At 57.3% G+C, this 21745-nt stretch carries 9 protein-coding genes, 2 tRNA genes and 3 rRNA genes; 13 read left to right on the top strand and 1 reads right to left on the bottom strand.

Annotated elements, in window-relative coordinates; genetic code table 11:
- Positions 1-67: 67 nt before the first annotated feature.
- The 13 genes from ACSQ87_RS28150 (at position 68) to ACSQ87_RS28090 (ending at position 20679) form a co-directional block, all read left to right on the top strand.
- Complete coding sequence (locus ACSQ87_RS28150; RefSeq protein WP_436274835.1) at positions 68-1417, top strand: aspartate aminotransferase family protein; 1350 nt, start codon at positions 68-70, stop codon at positions 1415-1417.
- A 66-nt stretch (positions 1418-1483) separates the two neighbouring features.
- Positions 1484-2977, top strand: coding sequence for a CoA-acylating methylmalonate-semialdehyde dehydrogenase (locus ACSQ87_RS28145; protein ID WP_223433635.1), 1494 nt, complete (start codon positions 1484-1486; stop codon positions 2975-2977).
- Positions 2978-3603: 626 nt separating this feature from the next.
- A 16S ribosomal RNA gene (locus ACSQ87_RS28140) occupies positions 3604-5142 on the top strand.
- A gap of 82 nt (positions 5143-5224) precedes the next feature.
- Positions 5225-5301, top strand: a tRNA-Ile gene (locus ACSQ87_RS28135).
- A gap of 27 nt (positions 5302-5328) precedes the next feature.
- A tRNA-Ala gene (locus ACSQ87_RS28130) sits at positions 5329-5404 on the top strand.
- A 252-nt stretch (positions 5405-5656) separates the two neighbouring features.
- Positions 5657-8548, top strand: a 23S ribosomal RNA gene (locus ACSQ87_RS28125).
- 147 nt (positions 8549-8695) lie between these two features.
- Positions 8696-8811, top strand: a 5S ribosomal RNA gene (gene rrf, locus ACSQ87_RS28120).
- Together the 16S, 23S and 5S rRNA genes with 2 tRNA genes alongside form the textbook arrangement of a ribosomal RNA operon.
- Before the next feature lie 157 nt (positions 8812-8968).
- Complete coding sequence (gene recC / locus ACSQ87_RS28115; protein ID WP_436274834.1) at positions 8969-12418, top strand: exodeoxyribonuclease V subunit gamma; 3450 nt, start codon at positions 8969-8971, stop codon at positions 12416-12418.
- Complete coding sequence (recB, locus tag ACSQ87_RS28110; protein WP_436274833.1) at positions 12418-16104, top strand: exodeoxyribonuclease V subunit beta; 3687 nt, start codon at positions 12418-12420, stop codon at positions 16102-16104. The genes recC and recB overlap by 1 nt, the downstream gene beginning before the upstream one ends.
- Positions 16101-18209, top strand: a complete 2109-nt coding sequence (gene recD / locus ACSQ87_RS28105; RefSeq protein ID WP_436274832.1) for an exodeoxyribonuclease V subunit alpha — start codon at positions 16101-16103, stop codon at positions 18207-18209. The genes recB and recD overlap by 4 nt, the downstream gene beginning before the upstream one ends.
- 120 nt (positions 18210-18329) lie before the next feature.
- The gene (locus ACSQ87_RS28100; protein WP_223433116.1) at positions 18330-18905 is read left to right on the top strand and encodes a YfiR family protein; all 576 of its coding nucleotides are present in this window, start codon (positions 18330-18332) and stop codon (positions 18903-18905) included.
- Positions 18902-20170, top strand: a complete 1269-nt coding sequence (locus tag ACSQ87_RS28095; protein WP_436274831.1) for a diguanylate cyclase domain-containing protein — start codon at positions 18902-18904, stop codon at positions 20168-20170. Before ACSQ87_RS28100 ends, ACSQ87_RS28095 begins: the two co-directional genes overlap by 4 nt.
- Before the next feature lie 5 nt (positions 20171-20175).
- Positions 20176-20679: an OmpA family protein gene (locus ACSQ87_RS28090; protein WP_223433118.1), complete on the top strand. Its 504-nt coding sequence runs from the start codon at positions 20176-20178 to the stop codon at positions 20677-20679.
- Here the strand turns inward: ACSQ87_RS28090 and ACSQ87_RS28085 are convergent.
- Positions 20676-21623 (bottom strand): LysR family transcriptional regulator, encoded by a 948-nt coding sequence (locus tag ACSQ87_RS28085; RefSeq protein WP_150658678.1) that lies wholly within the window; start codon positions 21621-21623, stop codon positions 20676-20678. The two genes, ACSQ87_RS28090 and ACSQ87_RS28085, sit on opposite strands and share 4 nt — an antisense overlap.
- Positions 21624-21745 lie beyond the last annotated feature (122 nt).

Genomic DNA, 21745 nt, shown 5'->3' with positions numbered 1-21745 from the left:
CGTGGCAATTTAGCTGCAAGAACGCTTTTGATCTCTATGCCGCTTATTGCCCTGCGAGGTTTTGCCCATGAACTTGCCTGAAAACAACCCGACTTCCCTGGCCAGCCAGCTCAAGCTCGATGCTCACTGGATGCCCTACACCGCCAACCGTAATTTCCAGCGCGATCCGCGACTGATCGTGGCGGCAGAAGGCAGTTGGCTGATCGATGACAAGGGCCGCAAGGTTTACGACTCGCTCTCTGGTTTGTGGACCTGTGGCGCCGGGCATACCCGTAAGGAAATTCAGGAAGCGGTCGCCAAGCAATTGGGTACCCTCGATTACTCGCCGGGCTTCCAGTACGGCCATCCGCTGTCGTTCCAGCTGGCTGAGAAAATCACTGACCTGACCCCGGGCAATCTGAATCATGTGTTCTTCACTGACTCGGGCTCCGAGTGTGCTGACACGGCGGTGAAGATGGTTCGTGCTTACTGGCGTCTGAAAGGCCAGGCCACCAAGACCAAAATGATCGGCCGTGCACGTGGTTATCACGGCGTGAACATCGCCGGCACCAGCCTCGGCGGCGTGAACGGCAACCGCAAAATGTTCGGTCAGGCGATGATGGACGTCGATCACCTGCCGCACACCTTGCTGGCGAGCAATGCTTATTCCCGTGGCATGCCGAAAGAGGGCGGTATCGCCCTGGCGGATGAGCTGCTCAGGTTGATCGAGCTGCATGACGCTTCGAACATCGCTGCAGTGTTCGTCGAGCCAATGGCCGGTTCGGCTGGCGTACTGGTGCCACCACAGGGTTATCTCAAACGTCTGCGCGAGATCTGCGATCAGCACAACATCCTGCTGGTGTTCGACGAAGTGATCACCGGTTTCGGCCGTACCGGTTCGATGTTCGGCGCTGACAGCTTCGGCGTGACCCCGGACCTGATGTGCATCGCCAAACAAGTCACTAACGGCGCGATTCCGATGGGCGCGGTGATTGCCAGCTCCGAGATCTACCAGACTTTCATGAACCAGGCGACGCCTGAGTACGCGGTGGAATTCCCGCACGGCTACACCTATTCCGCGCACCCGGTGGCTTGCGCTGCTGGCCTGGCAGCACTCGACCTGCTGCAAAAGGAAAACCTGGTGCAGAGCGTGGCCGAAGTCGCGCCGCATTTTGAAAATGCGCTGCACGGTCTGAAGGGCTCGAAAAACATCATCGATATTCGTAACTACGGCCTGGCCGGTGCGATCCAGATCGCGCCGCGTGACGGCGACGCCATCGTGCGTCCGTTCGAAGCCGGCATGGCCCTGTGGAAAGCCGGGTTCTACGTGCGCTTCGGCGGCGACACCCTGCAGTTCGGCCCAACCTTCAACAGCAAGCCGCAAGACCTTGATCGTCTGTTCGACGCGGTCGGCGAAGTGCTGAACAAAATCGACTGATTTTCCCCTCTCTATATGGAGGCGCCCTTTGAAGGGCGCCTGTGGACAACTTTTCAGGAGTGCTGCATGAGCCTTATCCCGCATTTGATCAATGGCGAACTGGTGACCGAAGAAGGTCGCACGGCCGATGTGTTCAACCCGTCCACTGGCCAGGCAATTCACAAGCTGCCATTGGCCAGCCGCGAAACCATTCAAAAAGCCATCGACTCGGCCAAAGCTGCGTTCCCGGCCTGGCGTAACACTCCGCCGGCCAAGCGTGCTCAAGTGATGTTCCGCTTCAAGCAACTGCTGGAGCAGAACGAAGCGCGTATTGCTCAGCTGATCAGCGAAGAGCACGGCAAGACGCTGGAAGATGCTGCCGGCGAATTGAAGCGCGGTATCGAGAACGTTGAGTTCGCTTGCGCGGCACCGGAAATCCTCAAGGGCGAATACAGCCGTAACGTTGGCCCGAACATTGATGCCTGGTCGGACTTCCAGCCGTTGGGCGTGGTGGCCGGTATTACTCCGTTCAACTTCCCGGCCATGGTGCCGCTGTGGATGTATCCGCTGGCGATCGTTTGCGGCAACTGCTTCATCCTCAAACCGTCCGAGCGTGATCCAAGCTCCACGCTGTTGATTGCTCAATTGCTGTTGGAAGCCGGCCTGCCTAAAGGTGTGCTGAGTGTGGTGCACGGCGACAAGGCTGCGGTGGACGCGCTGATCGAAGCGCCAGAAGTCAAAGCATTGAGCTTCGTTGGTTCGACGCCGATTGCCGAATACATCTACGCCGAAGGCACCAAGCGCGGTAAACGCGTTCAGGCACTGGGTGGCGCGAAGAACCATGCGGTGCTGATGCCGGATGCGGATCTGGATAACGCGGTCAGCGCATTGATGGGCGCGGCTTATGGTTCTTGCGGTGAACGTTGCATGGCGATCTCGGTGGCTGTGTGCGTCGGTGACCAGGTGGCGGATGCGCTGGTGGCCAAGTTGGTACCGCAGATCAAGGCGCTGAAAATCGGTGCCGGTACTTCATGCGGTCTGGACATGGGGCCGCTGGTTTCCGGTCAGGCTCGCGACAAAGTCAGTGGCTATATAGAAGACGGTGTTTCATCCGGTGCTTCTTTGGTGGTCGACGGTCGTGGTCTGAGCGTGGCCGGTCATGAGGAAGGGTTCTTCCTGGGTGGCTGCCTGTTCGACAACGTCACACCAGAAATGCGCATCTATAAAGAAGAGATCTTCGGGCCGGTGCTGTGTGTTGTCCGGGTTAACAGCCTGGAAGAGGCGATGCAGCTGATCAACGATCACGAGTATGGCAACGGCACCTGCATCTTTACCCGTGATGGGGAAGCGGCGCGGTTGTTCTGCGACGAGATCGAAGTCGGTATGGTCGGCGTCAACGTACCGCTGCCGGTACCGGTGGCATATCACAGCTTTGGCGGCTGGAAGCGCTCGCTGTTCGGCGACTTGCATGCGTATGGTCCGGATGGCGTGCGTTTCTACACCCGTCGCAAGGCCATTACCCAGCGCTGGCCACAACGGGCGAGCCATGAAGCTTCGCAGTTCGCATTCCCTAGCTTGTAAGTAGAAGGGAAGAAGGCCGGCCCCTTGGGGCCGGCCTTTGCGTTTCAGGGGCTGTTTTCACCTATATGACAGAATTGTGAAGATAGGTGTTGACGGCAGATTCTGGAAGTCTATAATTCGCCCCACTTCCGGCGCAGTCGAAACGGAAAACTCCTTGGTAAACAACGAGTTATGCAGTTTTCGACAGCGAGTTGCTTAAGGTCATCGAAGCCCAGAAGGAGTTGAAAGAGCGAGGTGGTTTGGCTCTTTTAACGATTCGATCTTCTCGGTCGAAAGCGGAGAAAAAGAGGTGTTGACAGCAGCGAGTAACGCTGTAGAATTCGCCTCCCGCTAACGAGAGATCGTAAGCGCAAGTGGTTGAAGTTGCAAAGGAAACTTTGAAAACTTCTTAAAATAACCGCTTGACAGCAACAGAGGCTGCTGTAGAATGCGCGCCTCGGTTGAGACGAAAGATCTTAACCAACCGCTCTTTAACAACTGAATCAAGCAATTCGTGTGGGTGCTTGTGGAGTCAGACTGATAGTCAACAAGATTATCAGCATCACAAGTTACTCCGCGAGAAATCAAAGATGTAACCAACGATTGCTGAGCCAAGTTTAGGGTTTCTTAAAAACCCAAAGATGTTTGAACTGAAGAGTTTGATCATGGCTCAGATTGAACGCTGGCGGCAGGCCTAACACATGCAAGTCGAGCGGCAGCACGGGTACTTGTACCTGGTGGCGAGCGGCGGACGGGTGAGTAATGCCTAGGAATCTGCCTGGTAGTGGGGGATAACGCTCGGAAACGGACGCTAATACCGCATACGTCCTACGGGAGAAAGCAGGGGACCTTCGGGCCTTGCGCTATCAGATGAGCCTAGGTCGGATTAGCTAGTTGGTGAGGTAATGGCTCACCAAGGCGACGATCCGTAACTGGTCTGAGAGGATGATCAGTCACACTGGAACTGAGACACGGTCCAGACTCCTACGGGAGGCAGCAGTGGGGAATATTGGACAATGGGCGAAAGCCTGATCCAGCCATGCCGCGTGTGTGAAGAAGGTCTTCGGATTGTAAAGCACTTTAAGTTGGGAGGAAGGGCATTAACCTAATACGTTAGTGTTTTGACGTTACCGACAGAATAAGCACCGGCTAACTCTGTGCCAGCAGCCGCGGTAATACAGAGGGTGCAAGCGTTAATCGGAATTACTGGGCGTAAAGCGCGCGTAGGTGGTTTGTTAAGTTGGATGTGAAATCCCCGGGCTCAACCTGGGAACTGCATTCAAAACTGACAAGCTAGAGTATGGTAGAGGGTGGTGGAATTTCCTGTGTAGCGGTGAAATGCGTAGATATAGGAAGGAACACCAGTGGCGAAGGCGACCACCTGGACTGATACTGACACTGAGGTGCGAAAGCGTGGGGAGCAAACAGGATTAGATACCCTGGTAGTCCACGCCGTAAACGATGTCAACTAGCCGTTGGGAGCCTTGAGCTCTTAGTGGCGCAGCTAACGCATTAAGTTGACCGCCTGGGGAGTACGGCCGCAAGGTTAAAACTCAAATGAATTGACGGGGGCCCGCACAAGCGGTGGAGCATGTGGTTTAATTCGAAGCAACGCGAAGAACCTTACCAGGCCTTGACATCCAATGAATCTGCTAGAGATAGCGGAGTGCCTTCGGGAACATTGAGACAGGTGCTGCATGGCTGTCGTCAGCTCGTGTCGTGAGATGTTGGGTTAAGTCCCGTAACGAGCGCAACCCTTGTCCTTAGTTACCAGCACGTAATGGTGGGCACTCTAAGGAGACTGCCGGTGACAAACCGGAGGAAGGTGGGGATGACGTCAAGTCATCATGGCCCTTACGGCCTGGGCTACACACGTGCTACAATGGTCGGTACAGAGGGTTGCCAAGCCGCGAGGTGGAGCTAATCCCAGAAAACCGATCGTAGTCCGGATCGCAGTCTGCAACTCGACTGCGTGAAGTCGGAATCGCTAGTAATCGCGAATCAGAATGTCGCGGTGAATACGTTCCCGGGCCTTGTACACACCGCCCGTCACACCATGGGAGTGGGTTGCACCAGAAGTAGCTAGTCTAACCTTCGGGAGGACGGTTACCACGGTGTGATTCATGACTGGGGTGAAGTCGTAACAAGGTAGCCGTAGGGGAACCTGCGGCTGGATCACCTCCTTAATCGACGACATCAGCTGCTCCATAAGTTCCCACACGAATTGCTTGATTCATTGAAGAAGACGATAAGAAGCAGCCCGAAATTGGGTCTGTAGCTCAGTTGGTTAGAGCGCACCCCTGATAAGGGTGAGGTCGGCAGTTCGAATCTGCCCAGACCCACCAATTTTGTGTGGGAACCTGTAGAAATACGGGGCCATAGCTCAGCTGGGAGAGCGCCTGCCTTGCACGCAGGAGGTCAACGGTTCGATCCCGTTTGGCTCCACCACTACTGCTTCTGTTTGTTGAAAGCTTAGAAATGAGCATTCCATCGTGATGATGGTGAATGTTGATTTCTAGTCTTTGGCTAGATCGTTCTTTAAAAATTTGGGTATGTGATAGAAAGATAGACTGGACGTTACTTTCACTGGTAACGGATCAGGCTAAGGTAAAATTTGTGAGTAGCTCTTAATTGAGCAATGCATGCGAATTTTCGGCGAATGTCGTCTTCACAGTATAACCAGATTGCTTGGGGTTATATGGTCAAGTGAAGAAGCGCATACGGTGGATGCCTTGGCAGTCAGAGGCGATGAAAGACGTGGTAGCCTGCGAAAAGCTTCGGGGAGTCGGCAAACAGACTTTGATCCGGAGATGTCTGAATGGGGGAACCCAGCCATCATAAGATGGTTATCTTAAGCTGAATACATAGGCTTAAGAGGCGAACCAGGGGAACTGAAACATCTAAGTACCCTGAGGAAAAGAAATCAACCGAGATTCCCTTAGTAGTGGCGAGCGAACGGGGACTAGCCCTTAAGTGGCTTTGAGATTAGCGGAACGCTCTGGAAAGTGCGGCCATAGTGGGTGATAGCCCTGTACGCGAAAATCTCTTGGTCATGAAATCGAGTAGGACGGAGCACGAGAAACTTTGTCTGAATATGGGGGGACCATCCTCCAAGGCTAAATACTACTGACTGACCGATAGTGAACTAGTACCGTGAGGGAAAGGCGAAAAGAACCCCGGAGAGGGGAGTGAAATAGATCCTGAAACCGTATGCGTACAAGCAGTGGGAGCCCACTTTGTTGGGTGACTGCGTACCTTTTGTATAATGGGTCAGCGACTTATTTTCAGTGGCGAGCTTAACCGAATAGGGGAGGCGTAGCGAAAGCGAGTCTTAATAGGGCGTCTAGTCGCTGGGAATAGACCCGAAACCGGGCGATCTATCCATGGGCAGGTTGAAGGTTGGGTAACACTAACTGGAGGACCGAACCGACTACCGTTGAAAAGTTAGCGGATGACCTGTGGATCGGAGTGAAAGGCTAATCAAGCTCGGAGATAGCTGGTTCTCCTCGAAAGCTATTTAGGTAGCGCCTCATGTATCACTGTAGGGGGTAGAGCACTGTTTCGGCTAGGGGGTCATCCCGACTTACCAAACCGATGCAAACTCCGAATACCTACAAGTGCCGAGCATGGGAGACACACGGCGGGTGCTAACGTCCGTCGTGAAAAGGGAAACAACCCAGACCGTCAGCTAAGGTCCCAAAGTTATGGTTAAGTGGGAAACGATGTGGGAAGGCTTAGACAGCTAGGAGGTTGGCTTAGAAGCAGCCACCCTTTAAAGAAAGCGTAATAGCTCACTAGTCGAGTCGGCCTGCGCGGAAGATGTAACGGGGCTCAAACCATACACCGAAGCTACGGGTATCACTTAGGTGATGCGGTAGAGGAGCGTTCTGTAAGCCTGTGAAGGTGAGTTGAGAAGCTTGCTGGAGGTATCAGAAGTGCGAATGCTGACATGAGTAACGACAATGGGTGTGAAAAACACCCACGCCGAAAGACCAAGGTTTCCTGCGCAACGTTAATCGACGCAGGGTTAGTCGGTCCCTAAGGCGAGGCTGAAAAGCGTAGTCGATGGAAAACAGGTTAATATTCCTGTACTTCTGGTTATTGCGATGGAGGGACGGAGAAGGCTAGGCCAGCTTGGCGTTGGTTGTCCAAGTTTAAGGTGGTAGGCTGGAATCTTAGGTAAATCCGGGATTCTAAGGCCGAGAGCTGATGACGAGTTACCCTTTGGGTGACGAAGTGGTTGATGCCATGCTTCCAAGAAAAGCTTCTAAGCTTCAGGTAACCAGGAACCGTACCCCAAACCGACACAGGTGGTTGGGTAGAGAATACCAAGGCGCTTGAGAGAACTCGGGTGAAGGAACTAGGCAAAATGGCACCGTAACTTCGGGAGAAGGTGCGCCGGTGAGGGTGAAGCATTTACTGCGTAAGCCCATGCCGGTCGAAGATACCAGGCCGCTGCGACTGTTTATTAAAAACACAGCACTCTGCAAACACGAAAGTGGACGTATAGGGTGTGACGCCTGCCCGGTGCCGGAAGGTTAATTGATGGGGTTAGCTAACGCGAAGCTCTTGATCGAAGCCCCGGTAAACGGCGGCCGTAACTATAACGGTCCTAAGGTAGCGAAATTCCTTGTCGGGTAAGTTCCGACCTGCACGAATGGCGTAACGATGGCGGCGCTGTCTCCACCCGAGACTCAGTGAAATTGAAATCGCTGTGAAGATGCAGTGTATCCGCGGCTAGACGGAAAGACCCCGTGAACCTTTACTATAGCTTTGCACTGGACTTTGAATTTGCTTGTGTAGGATAGGTGGGAGGCTTTGAAGCGTGGACGCCAGTTCGCGTGGAGCCAACCTTGAAATACCACCCTGGCAACTTTGAGGTTCTAACTCAGGTCCGTTATCCGGATCGAGGACAGTGTATGGTGGGTAGTTTGACTGGGGCGGTCTCCTCCTAAAGAGTAACGGAGGAGTACGAAGGTGCGCTCAGACCGGTCGGAAATCGGTCGTAGAGTATAAAGGCAAAAGCGCGCTTGACTGCGAGACAGACACGTCGAGCAGGTACGAAAGTAGGTCTTAGTGATCCGGTGGTTCTGTATGGAAGGGCCATCGCTCAACGGATAAAAGGTACTCCGGGGATAACAGGCTGATACCGCCCAAGAGTTCATATCGACGGCGGTGTTTGGCACCTCGATGTCGGCTCATCACATCCTGGGGCTGAAGCCGGTCCCAAGGGTATGGCTGTTCGCCATTTAAAGTGGTACGCGAGCTGGGTTTAGAACGTCGTGAGACAGTTCGGTCCCTATCTGCCGTGGACGTTTGAGATTTGAGAGGGGCTGCTCCTAGTACGAGAGGACCGGAGTGGACGAACCTCTGGTGTTCCGGTTGTCACGCCAGTGGCATTGCCGGGTAGCTATGTTCGGAATAGATAACCGCTGAAAGCATCTAAGCGGGAAACTAGCCTCAAGATGAGATCTCACTGGGACCTTGAGTCCCCTGAAGGGCCGTCGAAGACTACGACGTTGATAGGTTGGGTGTGTAAGCGCTGTGAGGCGTTGAGCTAACCAATACTAATTGCCCGTGAGGCTTGACCATATAACACCCAAGCAATTTGCTGACCTGAAGAGGCACCAGATTGCGGTGTGTGAAGACGACACAAGTCGAAAATTCGCAACGCAACACACAAATCTATTGCATACCCAATTTGCTGAAACGTCGAAAGACGGTTCAGTACCCGAATTTCTTGACGACCATAGAGCATTGGAACCACCTGATCCCATCCCGAACTCAGCAGTGAAACGATGCATCGCCGATGGTAGTGTGGGGTTTCCCCATGTGAGAGTAGGTCATCGTCAAGATTAAATTCCGAAACCCCTATCTGCGTCTGCAGGTAGGGGTTTTGTTTTGTCCGCAGGAAAAGTTCTCACAGCAATACCGGACGGCTCCCGGCTGTCACAGTCTCCCGACAATGCTAAGGTTCGGCCCTAGCTTTTGTATTTTTCCAAGGAAGCCTTTATGCCGGACGCGACGTCCCTCAGTGTTGGTTTTATGGTGGTTCACGGCAACCGCCTGGACGAGTTGCGCAGCCTGGTAGTCAGCTGGATGCGGCGTTACCCGTTGGCTCCCTTGGAAAATGAAATTGCCCTGGTTCAGAGCAACGGCATCGCCCAATGGCTGAAGCTGGCACTGGCAGAAGACCCTGAAGACGATGACATGGGCGGCTGCGGAATCGCAGCAGCCATCGATGTGCAGTTACCGGGTAGCTTCATGTGGCAGCTCTATCGCATGGTGCTTGGACGTGACGAAATCCCGGTCAAATCCCTGCTCGATAAAGCTCCCTTGACCTGGCGTCTGATGCGTCTGCTTCCGCAGTTGATCAACCAACCGCACTTCGAACCCCTGCAGCGCTTCCTTACGAATGACACAGACTTACGTAAACGCTATCAATTGGCGGAGCGATTGGCGGATCTGTTCGACCAATATCAGGTGTACCGTGCCGACTGGCTTGAAGACTGGGCAGAAGGTCGCCATCAATTACGAAATGGTAGAGGCGAGTCCAAACCTCTGACCCCGGCTAACTGCTGGCAGGCAGAGTTGTGGCGTGCGCTGTTACTGGATGTGGGTGAACAAGGCATGGCGCAAAGCCGAGCCGGCGTCCATCAACGGTTTATCGAACGCATCAACAGCCTCGACGTAGCTCCCAGCGGATTGCCTTCGCGGGTGATCGTTTTCGGGATTTCCTCACTGCCCGCTCAAGCCCTGGAAGCACTGGCGGGGCTGGCCCGGTTCAGCCAGGTTCTACTTTGCGTGCACAACCCGTGTCGTCACCATTGGGCAGACATCGTCGCCGATAAAGACCTGTTGCGGCATCAATACAAACGTCAGGCTCGCAAGAGCGGAATGCCGGTTGTGCTCGACCCGCAAACCCTTCACCAGCATGCCCATCCACTACTGGCGGCATGGGGCAAGCAGGGGCGGGACTACATCAATCTGCTCGACAGCTACGACGATCCCAACAGCTACCGCTCGGCATTCCGCGATGGCCGTATCGACCTGTTCAGCGATAGCCAGCCACAGAACATGCTCAATCAATTACAGGACGACATTCTTGAGTTGCGTCCCTTGAACGAGACTCGCGAACGCTGGCCGGCTGTCGATCCGGCAAACGACGAATCGATCCGTTTTCACATTGCCCATAGTGCCCAGCGTGAAGTGGAGATCCTCCACGACCAGTTGCTCGCACGCTTCAGTGCTGATCCGGATTTAAGGCCTCGCGATGTGATCGTGATGGTCCCGGACATCGACAGCTACGCACCGCATATCCGTGCGGTATTTGCTCAGCTTGAACGCCACGATCCGCGTTTCATTCCCTTCACGCTCGCCGATCAAGGCCAACGTGGCCGTGACCCGTTACTGATTGCTATCGAGCATCTGCTCAAACTGCCCGACAGCCGTTTCCCTGTGAGCGAGATCCTCGATCTGCTGGATGTTCCTGCACTACGCGCTCGCTTCGGTGTAGAGGAACGCGATCTGCCGACCCTGCACCGTTGGATCGAAGGCGCAGGCATCCGCTGGGGCATGAATGCCGAGCAGCGCGCGGGTCTCGGTCTGCCGCAGGAGCTGGAACAAAACAGTTGGCGTTTCGGCCTGCGACGGATGCTGCTCGGTTATGCCGTGGGCAGTGCCAATGCTTGCGAGGGTATCGAACCCTACGACGAGATCGGTGGTCTGGATGCCGCGCTCATTGGGCCTTTGGTCGCGCTGCTGGACGCTTTGGAGATTGCCCACCAGGAACTCTCTCAACCCGCAGCTCCCAAACAATGGGGCTTTCGATTGCACGCACTGGTTCAGTTGTTTTTCCTGGCCAGTAACGAGCATGACGACTACGTGTTGGCCCAACTCGAAGAGCTGCGTGAAACCTGGCTTGAGACGTGCGAGTCAGTTGGCTTGCATGATGAGCTGCCGTTGACCGTGGTCCGTGAAGCCTGGCTCGCCGGCCTTGACCAAGGCCGCCTGTCCCAGCGTTTTCTGGCCGGTGCGGTTAACTTCTGCACCTTGATGCCCATGCGCGCGATCCCGTTCAAACTGGTCTGTTTGCTGGGCATGAATGACGGCGACTACCCGCGCGCGCAGCCGCCACTGGACTTCGACCTCATGGGCAGTGACTACCGCCCTGGCGATCGCTCCCGACGCGAAGATGACCGCTATCTGCTGTTGGAAGCCCTGTTGTCGGCACGTGACCAACTCTATATCAGCTGGGTCGGTCGCAGCATTCGTGATAACAGTGAACGCCCTGCGTCGGTATTGATTGGCCAATTGCGAGATCATCTGGCCAGCGGTTGGCGACTGCATGATGTCGACGAAGATCTGCTTGAGGCCATCACTCAGGAACATCCACTGCAACCGTTCAGCGCCCGCTACTTCCATGAAGGCGATGATTTGTTCAGCTACGCGAATGAATGGCAGGTGCTGCATCAGATCAGTGAGCCGTCGGCTGATATCGAGGTCCTTGATCCCTACGTTCAGGAGGAGCCGCTGAGCCTCGGTCAACTGCAGGACTTCCTGCGTAATCCTGTGCGACATTTCTTCAGTCAGCGACTGAAGGTGTACTTCGAAGCGGCTGAAGTGCCCTTGGCTGATGAAGAGCCATTTGTACTCGATGCGTTGCAACGTTACAGCCTCAGCGACAGCTTGCTCGAAGCGGCACTGGGACATCTGGATAGCACCGATCAGATACTGGAAGCGCAGGCAAAACGCCTTCAAAACAGTGGGCTTCTGCCCATGGCCGGATTCGGCGAATGCCTTCAGCGAGAGTTGATCGAACCGTTACCGGATCTGTTGCAGCGTTATCAGCAGCTCTTGGCGTTATGGCCAACGCCGCTCACCAACGCTCTGCCAGTGAATCTGGAGTTGCAGGGGCTGCGCCTGGAAGGTTGGCTCAGCGGCCTGCATCAGCGTGCGGACGGTGGTTTGCTATCAGTCACGACAATCCCCAACAGCATCGGCTCAATCAAATCTCGCAAATGGCATCGGCTGATACGGCCTTGGGTCAATCATCTGGTTGCCTGCGCCAGTGGTATGGCGATGACCACCGCGTTGGTGGCCAGCGACGACAGTCTGCTACTCGGTCCGATGGAGGAGGGTGCAGCCTTGCGGATTCTGGGCGACCTGTTAATGGCTTGGCAAACGGGCATGCGTCAACCGCTGCCGATTGCGGTGAAGACCGGCTTCGCATGGCTTGGTCAAACTGATCCGGTCAAAGCCCAGGCCGCAGCCCGGAAGGCCTATGAAGGTGATGGGTTGACCACCGACGGCGAGCGTCGAGAAAGCCCGGCACTCGCACGGCAGTTCGCCGACTTCGACACGCTTGTCGCAGACGAAACGTTCCCGGATTGGTGCAACGCATTGTACCGGCCGCTGCTTGAAGCGCCTTGGCGTTCATTGAACAGCGAGGAGGCGCGCTGATGACCACCAAACCTCTGGCCTTGGCATTTCCCCTGCGCGGTAGCCAATTGATCGAAGCGAGCGCCGGGACCGGCAAGACCTTCACTATTTCCGCGCTGTATCTGCGCCTTGTCCTTGGCCACGGCGCAGAGTCGAGCGGCTTTGGGCGTGAACTGTTGCCGCCGCAAATCCTCGTTGTGACGTTCACCGATGCCGCGACCAAAGAATTGCGCGAACGCATCCGCACACGTCTTGCTGAAGCAGCGCGGTTTTTCCGTGATGAAACACCGGCGCCCGATAGCCTTATCGCGGAGCTTCGTGAGGAGTACCTTCCTGAGCAATGGGCCGGGTGTGCGAACCGCCTGGACATCGCCGCGCAGTGGATGGACGAAGCGGCAGTTTCAACTATCCACAGTTGGTGCCAGCGCATGTTGCGCGAGCACGCGTTCGACAGTGGCAGCCTGTTTACACAAACCCTGGAAACCGATCACAGCGATTTGCTGGGCGAAGTCCTGCGTGATTACTGGCGCCTGTTTTGCTACCCGATGCAAGGCGATGCGCTGAACTGGGTGCGCGGAAATTGGGGCGGTCCGGCGGCTTTACTGCCGCGAGTACGTGGTTTGTTCGCCAGTGAGCGAGACAGTGTTGAAGGTAAAGAGCCTGCCGAGCTGATCACGGAATGTCTGCAAGAGCGGCGGGTAGCCTTGCTCGAACTCAAGATGCCCTGGCGCCAGTGGGCGGACGAGTTGCTTGCCATCTGTCACCAGGGTGTTGCGAGCAAGAGCGTCGACGGTCGCAAGATGCAGGCGCGCTATTTCGAACCCTGGTTTGAGAAGATCAGGGCCTGGGTTGAAGACGAATCCCTTGAGCAACTGGATATCGGCACCGGCTTCACGCGCCTGACACCCGAGGGTATGGCTGAAGCCTGGAAGGGCGAAGCACCCAGTCATCCGGGACTGGATGCCATGCCCGGCCTCAAGGCCAGTCTCGATGGATTGCCGACACCTGATGCCGCCGTGCTGCAACACGCCGCCCAGTGGGTCGGTACTCGGTTCGAGGAAGAAAAGCGTCGTCGTGCGGAGATGGGCTTCGATGACATGCTGCTGCGCCTCGATGCAGCATTGCAGTCCGATGGCGGTGAGCGGCTGGCGACCCTGATTCGCGAGCAGTTTCCGGTGGCGCTGATCGATGAGTTCCAGGACACCGACCCGGTGCAGTACCGGATCTTCGAGAGCATCTATCGCATCGAAGACAACAATCCCGAATGCGGTCTGTTTCTGATCGGCGACCCCAAGCAAGCGATTTACGCGTTCCGCGGTGCCGACATCTACACCTACTTGCGCGCCCGCCAGGCCACCGCTGGCCGCCTGCATACCTTGGGCACCAATTTCCGTTCCAGCCACGGCATGATCAATGCTGTGAACCATGTGTTCGAGCGTGCCGAGTCTCGCGAGACCGGGCGAGGCGCGTTCCTGTTTCGTGAAAAGAACGGTGAGAACCCGGTACCGTTCCTGCCCGTCGAATCCCAGGGACGCAAAGAAGTTCTACACATCGACGCTCAGATTGTGCCTGCTCTCAACATCTGGCATTTGTCCGCCGAACAGCCATTGTCCGGCGCGGTGTACCGACAACAACTCGCCGCCGCCTGCGCCAGTGAAATCACCTCTTTGCTCAATGGCGGCCAACAAGGTCGGGCGGGTTTCCTACAGGACGGCAAGGACTTCAGAGGGCTGCTGCCAGCGGATATCGCGGTCCTGGTCCGCGACGGTAAAGAGGCCCAGGCTGTGCGCGGCGAACTCTCCGCCCGTGGCGTGCGCAGTGTCTATCTGTCGGACAAGGACTCGGTGTTCGCCGCCCAGGAGGCCCACGATCTGCTGACCTGGCTCAAGGCCTGCGCCGAGCCGGATGTCGAGCGTCCACTGCGGGCCGCATTGGCCTGCATCACGCTGAACCTGTCACTGGCTGAACTGGAGCGGCTGAATCAGGACGAACTGGCCTGGGAAGCGCGGGTTATGCAGTTCCGCCGCTACCGCGAGCTCTGGCGCAAGCAGGGCGTGTTGCCCATGCTGCGGCGCTTGCTGCATGACTTCCAGCTGCCTCAGACATTGATCATGCGCAGTGACGGCGAGCGGGTGCTGACCAATTTGCTGCACTTGTCCGAATTGCTGCAACAGGCGGCCGCCGAACTCGATGGTGAGCAAGCGCTGATCCGTCATTTGTCCGAGCATCTGGCGTTGTCCGGTCAGGCCGGCGAAGAACAGATCCTGCGTCTGGAGAGTGACGAACAACTGGTCAAAGTCGTGACCATTCACAAGTCCAAGGGACTTGAATATCCCTTGGTATTCCTGCCATTCATTTGCTCGGTGAAGCCGGTGGATGGCAGCCGCCTGCCGCTGCATTACCACGATGAAAGCGGCAAGGCTCAGGTGACCTTGAAGCCGACGGCCGAGTTGATAGTTCAGGCGGATGATGAGCGTCTTGCCGAAGATTTGCGCTTGCTTTACGTAGCCCTGACCCGGGCGCAACACGTCTGCTGGCTCGGAGTGACTGATCTCAAGCGCGGCAATAACAACAGCTCGGTGCTGCATCTTTCAGCATTGGGTTATCTGCTGGGCGGCGGAGCACCACTGGCCGAGTCGGCGGGCTTGAAGCGTTGGCTGCAAGACCTGCAGCAGGACTGTCCTGCGCTGAGCTACGGTGAAATGCCTGAAGTGACCGCCGAGCACTACCATCCGCCGCACAACGATGCGACGTTGCTTGCTCCGCTGATACCCAAACGCAAGGCCAGCGAAAACTGGTGGATTGCTTCCTACAGTGCCCTGCGCATTGGCGACAGCATGAGCGTGGGCACTGATGAAGCGCCGGAGAGCCCGCAGGCGCAAAAGCTCTTCGACGACGAACGCCTCGATCCGCAAGCACCACGAGAAGTGGTGGCCGGTGGTGCTGATATCCATCGATTCCCTCGTGGGCCGAACCCCGGCACCTTTCTCCATGGTTTGCTCGAATGGGCCGGTGATGAGGGTTTTGTCGCCACGCCGCAAACTGTGGAAGATGCCATTGCCCGTCGCTGCAACCGTCGTGGTTGGGAGGGCTGGATCACCGCCCTGAGCGACTGGCTGCAGCATCTGCTTACGTCCCCGCTGCATATCGGCGGCGGGCAGGCCCCCGTGGTATTCGAGCAGCTCACCCAATACCGGGTCGAGATGGAGTTCTGGTTCGCCAGTCATAAGGTCGATGTGCTCAAGCTCGATGAACTGGTGCGTCAATACACCCACAACGGCGTGGCCCGGGTGGCTGCCGAGCCGGTGTTGCTCAATGGCATGTTCAAAGGCTTCATCGACCTGACGTTCGAGCACGACGGCCGCTACTACGTCGCCGACTACAAATCCAACTGGCTGGGCGTCGATGATGCGGCCTATACCGAGCAGGCCATGGAGCAGTCGATTCTCGACAACCGTTACGACCTGCAATACGTGCTGTACCTGTTGGCTCTGCACCGCCAGCTCAAGGCGCGACTTGCCGATTACGATTACGACCGGCATGTCGGTGGTGCGCTGTACCTGTTCCTGCGCGGTACACGCGCTTCCAGCCAGGGCGTGTATTTCGCCCGTCCTCCAAGAGAGCTGATCGAACGTCTGGACCGGCTGTTCCAGGGCAAGCCAGAACCCAAGGCCGAACCCGCCTGGGAACAGGGAGTTTTGCTATGAGTCGCACCTTCGCTGATTTGCTGCCCACTTCGTTGACAGCTGAAAGCCTGGCGGATCTGGCGCCGTTGAGTCGCGCCGATGACTTGCTGCTGTTGTTGACGCGCTGGGTTGAGCGCGGCTGGCTGCGAGCGCTGGACAAAGCCTTCGTCGCTTTTCTTCATGAGCTCGCTCCCGGCGATGATCCGCTGGTGCTGCTGGCCGCTGCGTTGGCCAGTCATCAACTGGGCCACGGTCATGTGTGCCTGGATGTGTTCGAGACGCTCAAGGAACCGGACTTCGCCCTGTCGCTGCCACCGGAAGGTGATGTGCAAAGTGGTGCGATGTTGTTGCCGTCGCAATTGCTTGAGGCGCTGGACGGTGCCCATTGGTGCAAGGTCCTGGCCTCCAGCAGTCTGGTCGCTTTGGCGGTCGACGGTCGCGAGGCGGCGCAGCATCGGCCATTGGTGTTATCGGGTAAACGCCTGTACTTGCGTCGTTACTGGACTTACGAACGGCGTATCGACACCTCGCTGCGCCAACGCCTGGTGGAACACGAAACCACGCCGGATGATTTGTCCCAACGCCTCACCAGCTTGTTCGGCCCAGCCAAGCCCGGTGAAGTGATTGACTGGCAAAAGCTCGCCTGTGCCCTCGCCACCCGCAGCGCATTCAGCATCGTTACCGGTGGCCCGGGGACCGGCAAGACGACGACGGTTGTGCGTTTGCTGGCGTTGCTCCAGGCGCCGGCGGTGGAGGCAGGCAAGCCGTTGCGCATTCGTCTCGCGGCACCCACCGGCAAGGCTGCAGCCCGACTGACAGAGTCCATCAGTCAGCAGGTCAGGACTCTGGAAGTCGATGAAACCGTACGAGTGAAGATCCCCTCAGACGTTACCACCGTGCACCGTCTGCTCGGCAGTCGCCCCGGTACTCGACACTTCCGTCACCATGCCGGTAATCGCTTGCCGCTGGATGTATTGGTGGTGGACGAAGCCTCGATGATCGATCTGGAAATGATGGCCAACCTGCTCGATGCGTTGCCGGCCCATGCCCGTCTGGTGCTGCTCGGTGACAAGGATCAACTGGCATCGGTGGAGGCCGGCGCCGTGCTGGGCGACCTGTGCCGCGACGCCGAGGCCGGTTGGTACAGCCCACAGACTCGCCTGTGGCTGCAAGCGGTCAGTGGTGAAAACCTGGATGCCAGCGGTTTGCAGGAAGACACCCAAGGGACTCATCCCCTGGCCCAGCAAGTTGTGATGCTGCGTCATTCACGCCGGTTCGGCGAGGGCAGCGGCATTGGCCAACTGGCTCGTTGGGTCAACCAGCAGCAACCCGAGGAAGCCCGCAAGTTGTTGGCGGCTCGAAGCCATGACGACGTGTTTTCCCTGTCCCTCAAGGGGGAGCAGGACCGGGCGCTGGAACGCTTGCTGCTTGAGGGGCATGGCGATGGACCGCAGGGTTATCGCCATTACCTGAGTCTCTTGCGCAGCCTGCGACCACCGCTCGACAGCACGCTTGATGATTCCTGCTGGACCGATTGGGCTCGCCAGGTACTGCAAGCCTTCGACGCCTTCCAGTTGTTGTGCGCCGTACGTAAAGGGCCGTGGGGCGTGGAGGGGTTGAATCAACGCGTGACCGCCGCGCTGCTCAAGGCTCGGCTGATCGACAGCGACCAGCAGTGGTACGAAGGTCGACCAGTGCTGATGACCCGCAATGACTATGGTCTGGGATTGATGAACGGCGACATCGGCATTGCCCTCAAGCTGCCTGAACGTGAGGGGCCAGAGGTTGGGAAGCAGGTGCTGCGTGTGGCGTTCCCGCGTAATGATGGTCAGGGCGGCGTACGGTTTGTACTGCCGAGCCGGCTCAATGATGTGGAAACCGTGTACGCGATGACGGTGCACAAATCCCAGGGCTCGGAATTTGCCCATACGGCGTTGATTTTGCCGGATGCCCTGAACCCTGTGCTCACCAAGGAGTTGATCTACACCGGAATTACCCGGGCCAAAAACTGGTTCACCCTGGTCGAGCCGCGTCCCGGTGTATTCGAAGAGGCAGTGAGGCGCAAGGTCAAGCGCTTGAGTGGCTTGATGCTGGAATTGGATGAGGGTGTTGAACCAAGGGGTTGAAAGGGGCGGCGCCAGACGATGGAAACTGTCCCGAAGTGCCGTAGGGCGCTGCCTCGCTGGTGTTTGAACGCTGTGCTATCGTTGCGGCATCATTTCGCTACGATCGAAGAGAATCCCTGCATGAAGGTCGCTGTCTGGACGACACAGCGCGTTATCGGGTGCAAACAAGTGCTGTTCGCCGGCCTTCTCTGTTTGTTCACCAGCGTCGTTTTCGCTCAGTCGGAAACGCCTGTGAGCATGGCCGACCAACGCGCAAAATCCGTCACGCAGGTAGTACTCGGAATCCTCAGTTATGCCCGTTGGCCTGTTGAACCAGCACAACTGCGCTTGTGCATAGTGGGCCCCACCGAATACACCGACGATCTGGTCAAAGGCACGACTCAGGCCACCGGTCGGCCTGTTACCGTGCGCAGACTGCTGGCTGACAACCCGTCCATTGTTGGTGAGTGCGACGCGGTGTACATCGGCAAACTGACCAGTGATGAACGCAGCCAGCTATTCGCTTCGCTGACAGGGCATCCGGTGCTGAGCATCAGCGAAGGCGACGACCCATGCACCGTCGGCAGTCTGTTTTGCCTACGGGTCAGCGATGAGCAAGTGTCCTTTGAGGTCAACCTGGATTCCGTCGCCCGAAGTGGCGTGCGTATTCACCCCAGTGTGCTGCAACTGTCCCGCCGCAAGCCGGCGGCGCCATGAGTCTATTCAAGTCGGGTAACCGCCCAACCTTGCGCTCGGTCATCGGGCGCGGACATTTGATCGTTGCACTCGTGGGCGTGGCCATGGCCAGCATCTCGCTGACGTTGCTCGGCGTACTGGCGTTGCGGGTCTATGCCGACCATAACTTGCACCTGATTGCGCGCTCGATCAATTACACCGTGGAAGCGGCGGTGGTGTTCAACGACAAGTCTGCCGCTACCGAAGCGTTGGCGTTGATTGCGTCCACCGAAGGAGTGGCCGATGCCCAAGTGCTGGACGAGCAGGGCACGTTGCTGGCTCGCTGGGAGCGGCCGGAAACGGGCTTGTTCTCTGATCTCGAAATGCAGATTGCCAGGGCCTTTCTGGAAAAACCGATCAGCATGCCAATCGTTCATCAAGGTCGGGAAATCGGCAGCATCCAGCTCACCGGCCACGGGGGCAGCCTGTTGCGGTTTTTGCTCAGCGGTCTGGTCGGCATCGTCTTGTGTACCGCCGTCAGTGCCTGGGTGGCGCTCTATCTGGCGCGCCGACAACTCCGCGCAATCACCGGCCCGTTGCGCAGCCTGGCGTTCGTGGCTCACGCCGCACGCAGTGAGCGAGCCTTCGATCAGCGTGTACCACCCGCCGCCATCGCCGAACTCGACAACCTGGGTAATGACTTCAATGCCTTGCTCGACGAGCTCGAATCCTGGCAGACCCACCTGCAAAGCGAAAACGAAACCCTGGCCCACCAGGCCAGCCATGACAGCCTCACCGGGTTGCCGAATCGAGCGTTTTTCGAAGGCCGGCTGATTCGAGCGCTGCGTAATGCCAACAAGCTCAACGAGCAAGTGGCGGTGCTGTTTCTCGACAGCGACCGGTTCAAGGAAATCAATGATGGCTTTGGTCATGCCGCTGGCGATGCGGTGCTGGTGGCCGTGGCCAAACGGGTTCGTGCGCAGTTGCGTGAGGATGATCTTGTGGCGCGTTTGGGTGGTGACGAATTTGCCGTCATGCTGACACCGCTGCATAAGATCGAGGACGCCGAGTGGATTGCCGACAAAATCATCGCCAGCATGGAAGTACCGATCCCCTTGCCGGGCAATACCCAGGTGTTGACTTCACTCAGCATCGGCATCGCCGTGTACCCCGACCATGGAGCCACACCGGGCGTGTTGCTTGACGCCGCCGACGCGGCCATGTACCAAGCCAAGCGCCTTTCCCGAGGCGCACAGCACACGGCCGGGTCGGAGCACCCTGTCGCCGATGTTCAAACCAGGAGCTAATTTTTGTGTTCTCACTGACCCGGCGTTCCCTGCGATTTTTCACGTTCACCGTATTGATGGCCTTGCTGGCATTGACCGGTTGCCAGACAGCACCGCAAAAAGGCCTGACTCCGGTACAGATCGCTGTGCTTAAACAGCAAGGTTTCGAATTGACCGATGAGGGCTGGGCCTTTGGCCTGTCCGGCAAAGTGCTGTTTGGCAGTGACGACGACAGCCTCAACCCTGCCAGCACCGACATCGTCGAGCGTATCGGCAAGGCGTTACTTGGCGTTGGAATTGAGCGAGTGCGGGTCGATGGTCACACCGATGCCTCGGGCAAAGAGTCTTACAACGAACAGCTCTCACTGCGCCGCGCAAAAAGCGTCGGCAAGGTGCTGACCGCTGTCGGGATGAAAGAACAAAACATCCAGCTGCGCGGTCTCGGCAGCAGTGAGCCGGTTGCCTCCAACGACACGCCGGCCGGTCGTACCGAGAACCGCCGGGTGTCGATCGTGGTGAGCTCCGACTAATCGGCGAACAGGGTCTCCCGACTTTCGCCCATCAACAGACCCTGATTCTGCTCAGTGACCGCACGGATGTAATCCCACAACAGGGTAATCCGCTTGAGCTTGCGCAGGTCCTCGCGGCAGTACATCCAGAACTGTCGAGTGATGTTGATCTCTTCCGGCAACACCGGCAGCAATCGCGGATCCTGGGCCGCCAGGAAGCACGGCAGAATCGCCAGCGACCGCCCTTGCTGCGCGGCCACGAATTGCGCAATCACACTGGTGCTTCGCAGGTTGGCACTGGCGCCGGGCAACACATTCGCCAGGTACAACAGCTCCGAGCTGAACGCCAGATCGTCGACATAACTAATGAATGAATGTTTACCCAAGTCAGCCGGGCGGCGGATCGGTGGGTGCTTGTCCAGATAATCCTGCGTCGCGTAGAGCTGTAATTTGTAATCGCAGAGTTTGCAGCAGACGTACGGGCCATGCTCCGGGCGCTCCAGGGCGATGACGATATCCGCCTCGCGCTTGGACAGGCTGATGAAGTGCGGCAGCGGCAGGATGTCCACCGAGATCGCCGGGTAGGCATCGACGAAATGGCTCAGCTGCGGGGTGATGAAAAAGCTGCCGAAGCCTTCGGTGCAGCCCATGCGCACATGCCCGGACAACGCCACGCCAGAGCCCGAAACCTGCTCGCAGGCCATGTGCAGCGTGCTTTCGATCGACTCGGCGTAACCCAGCAACCGCTGGCCTTCGGCGGTCAGGACAAAACCGCTGGTCCGGGATTTCTCGAACAGCAAAGTGCCCAATGCCGCTTCCAGCGAACTGATGCGCCGCGACACTGTGGTGTAGTCGACCGCCAGGCGCTTCGCCGCGGTGCTGGCCTTGCGGGTGCGGGCGACTTCAAGGAAAAACTTGAGGTCGTCCCAGTTCAACGAGCCTAGAGACGTGATGTTTTTTTGCATGATGGACCGGCTTTTATGTGCGTTCTTATTAGAAGTTTGCACATCTATACTCCAAAAACAGTCCGACAACCAATTCGCGACACACGCCTCATCTCAAGGCGACATTCTCGCCTTGGCTCCCC

The organism is Pseudomonas sp. LjRoot277 (assembly GCF_964253845.1).
Classification (GTDB): Bacteria; Pseudomonadota; Gammaproteobacteria; order Pseudomonadales; family Pseudomonadaceae; genus Aquipseudomonas.
The sequence above is the reverse complement of the archived record's forward strand: the minus strand, read 5'-3'. Positions and strand labels throughout refer to the sequence as shown.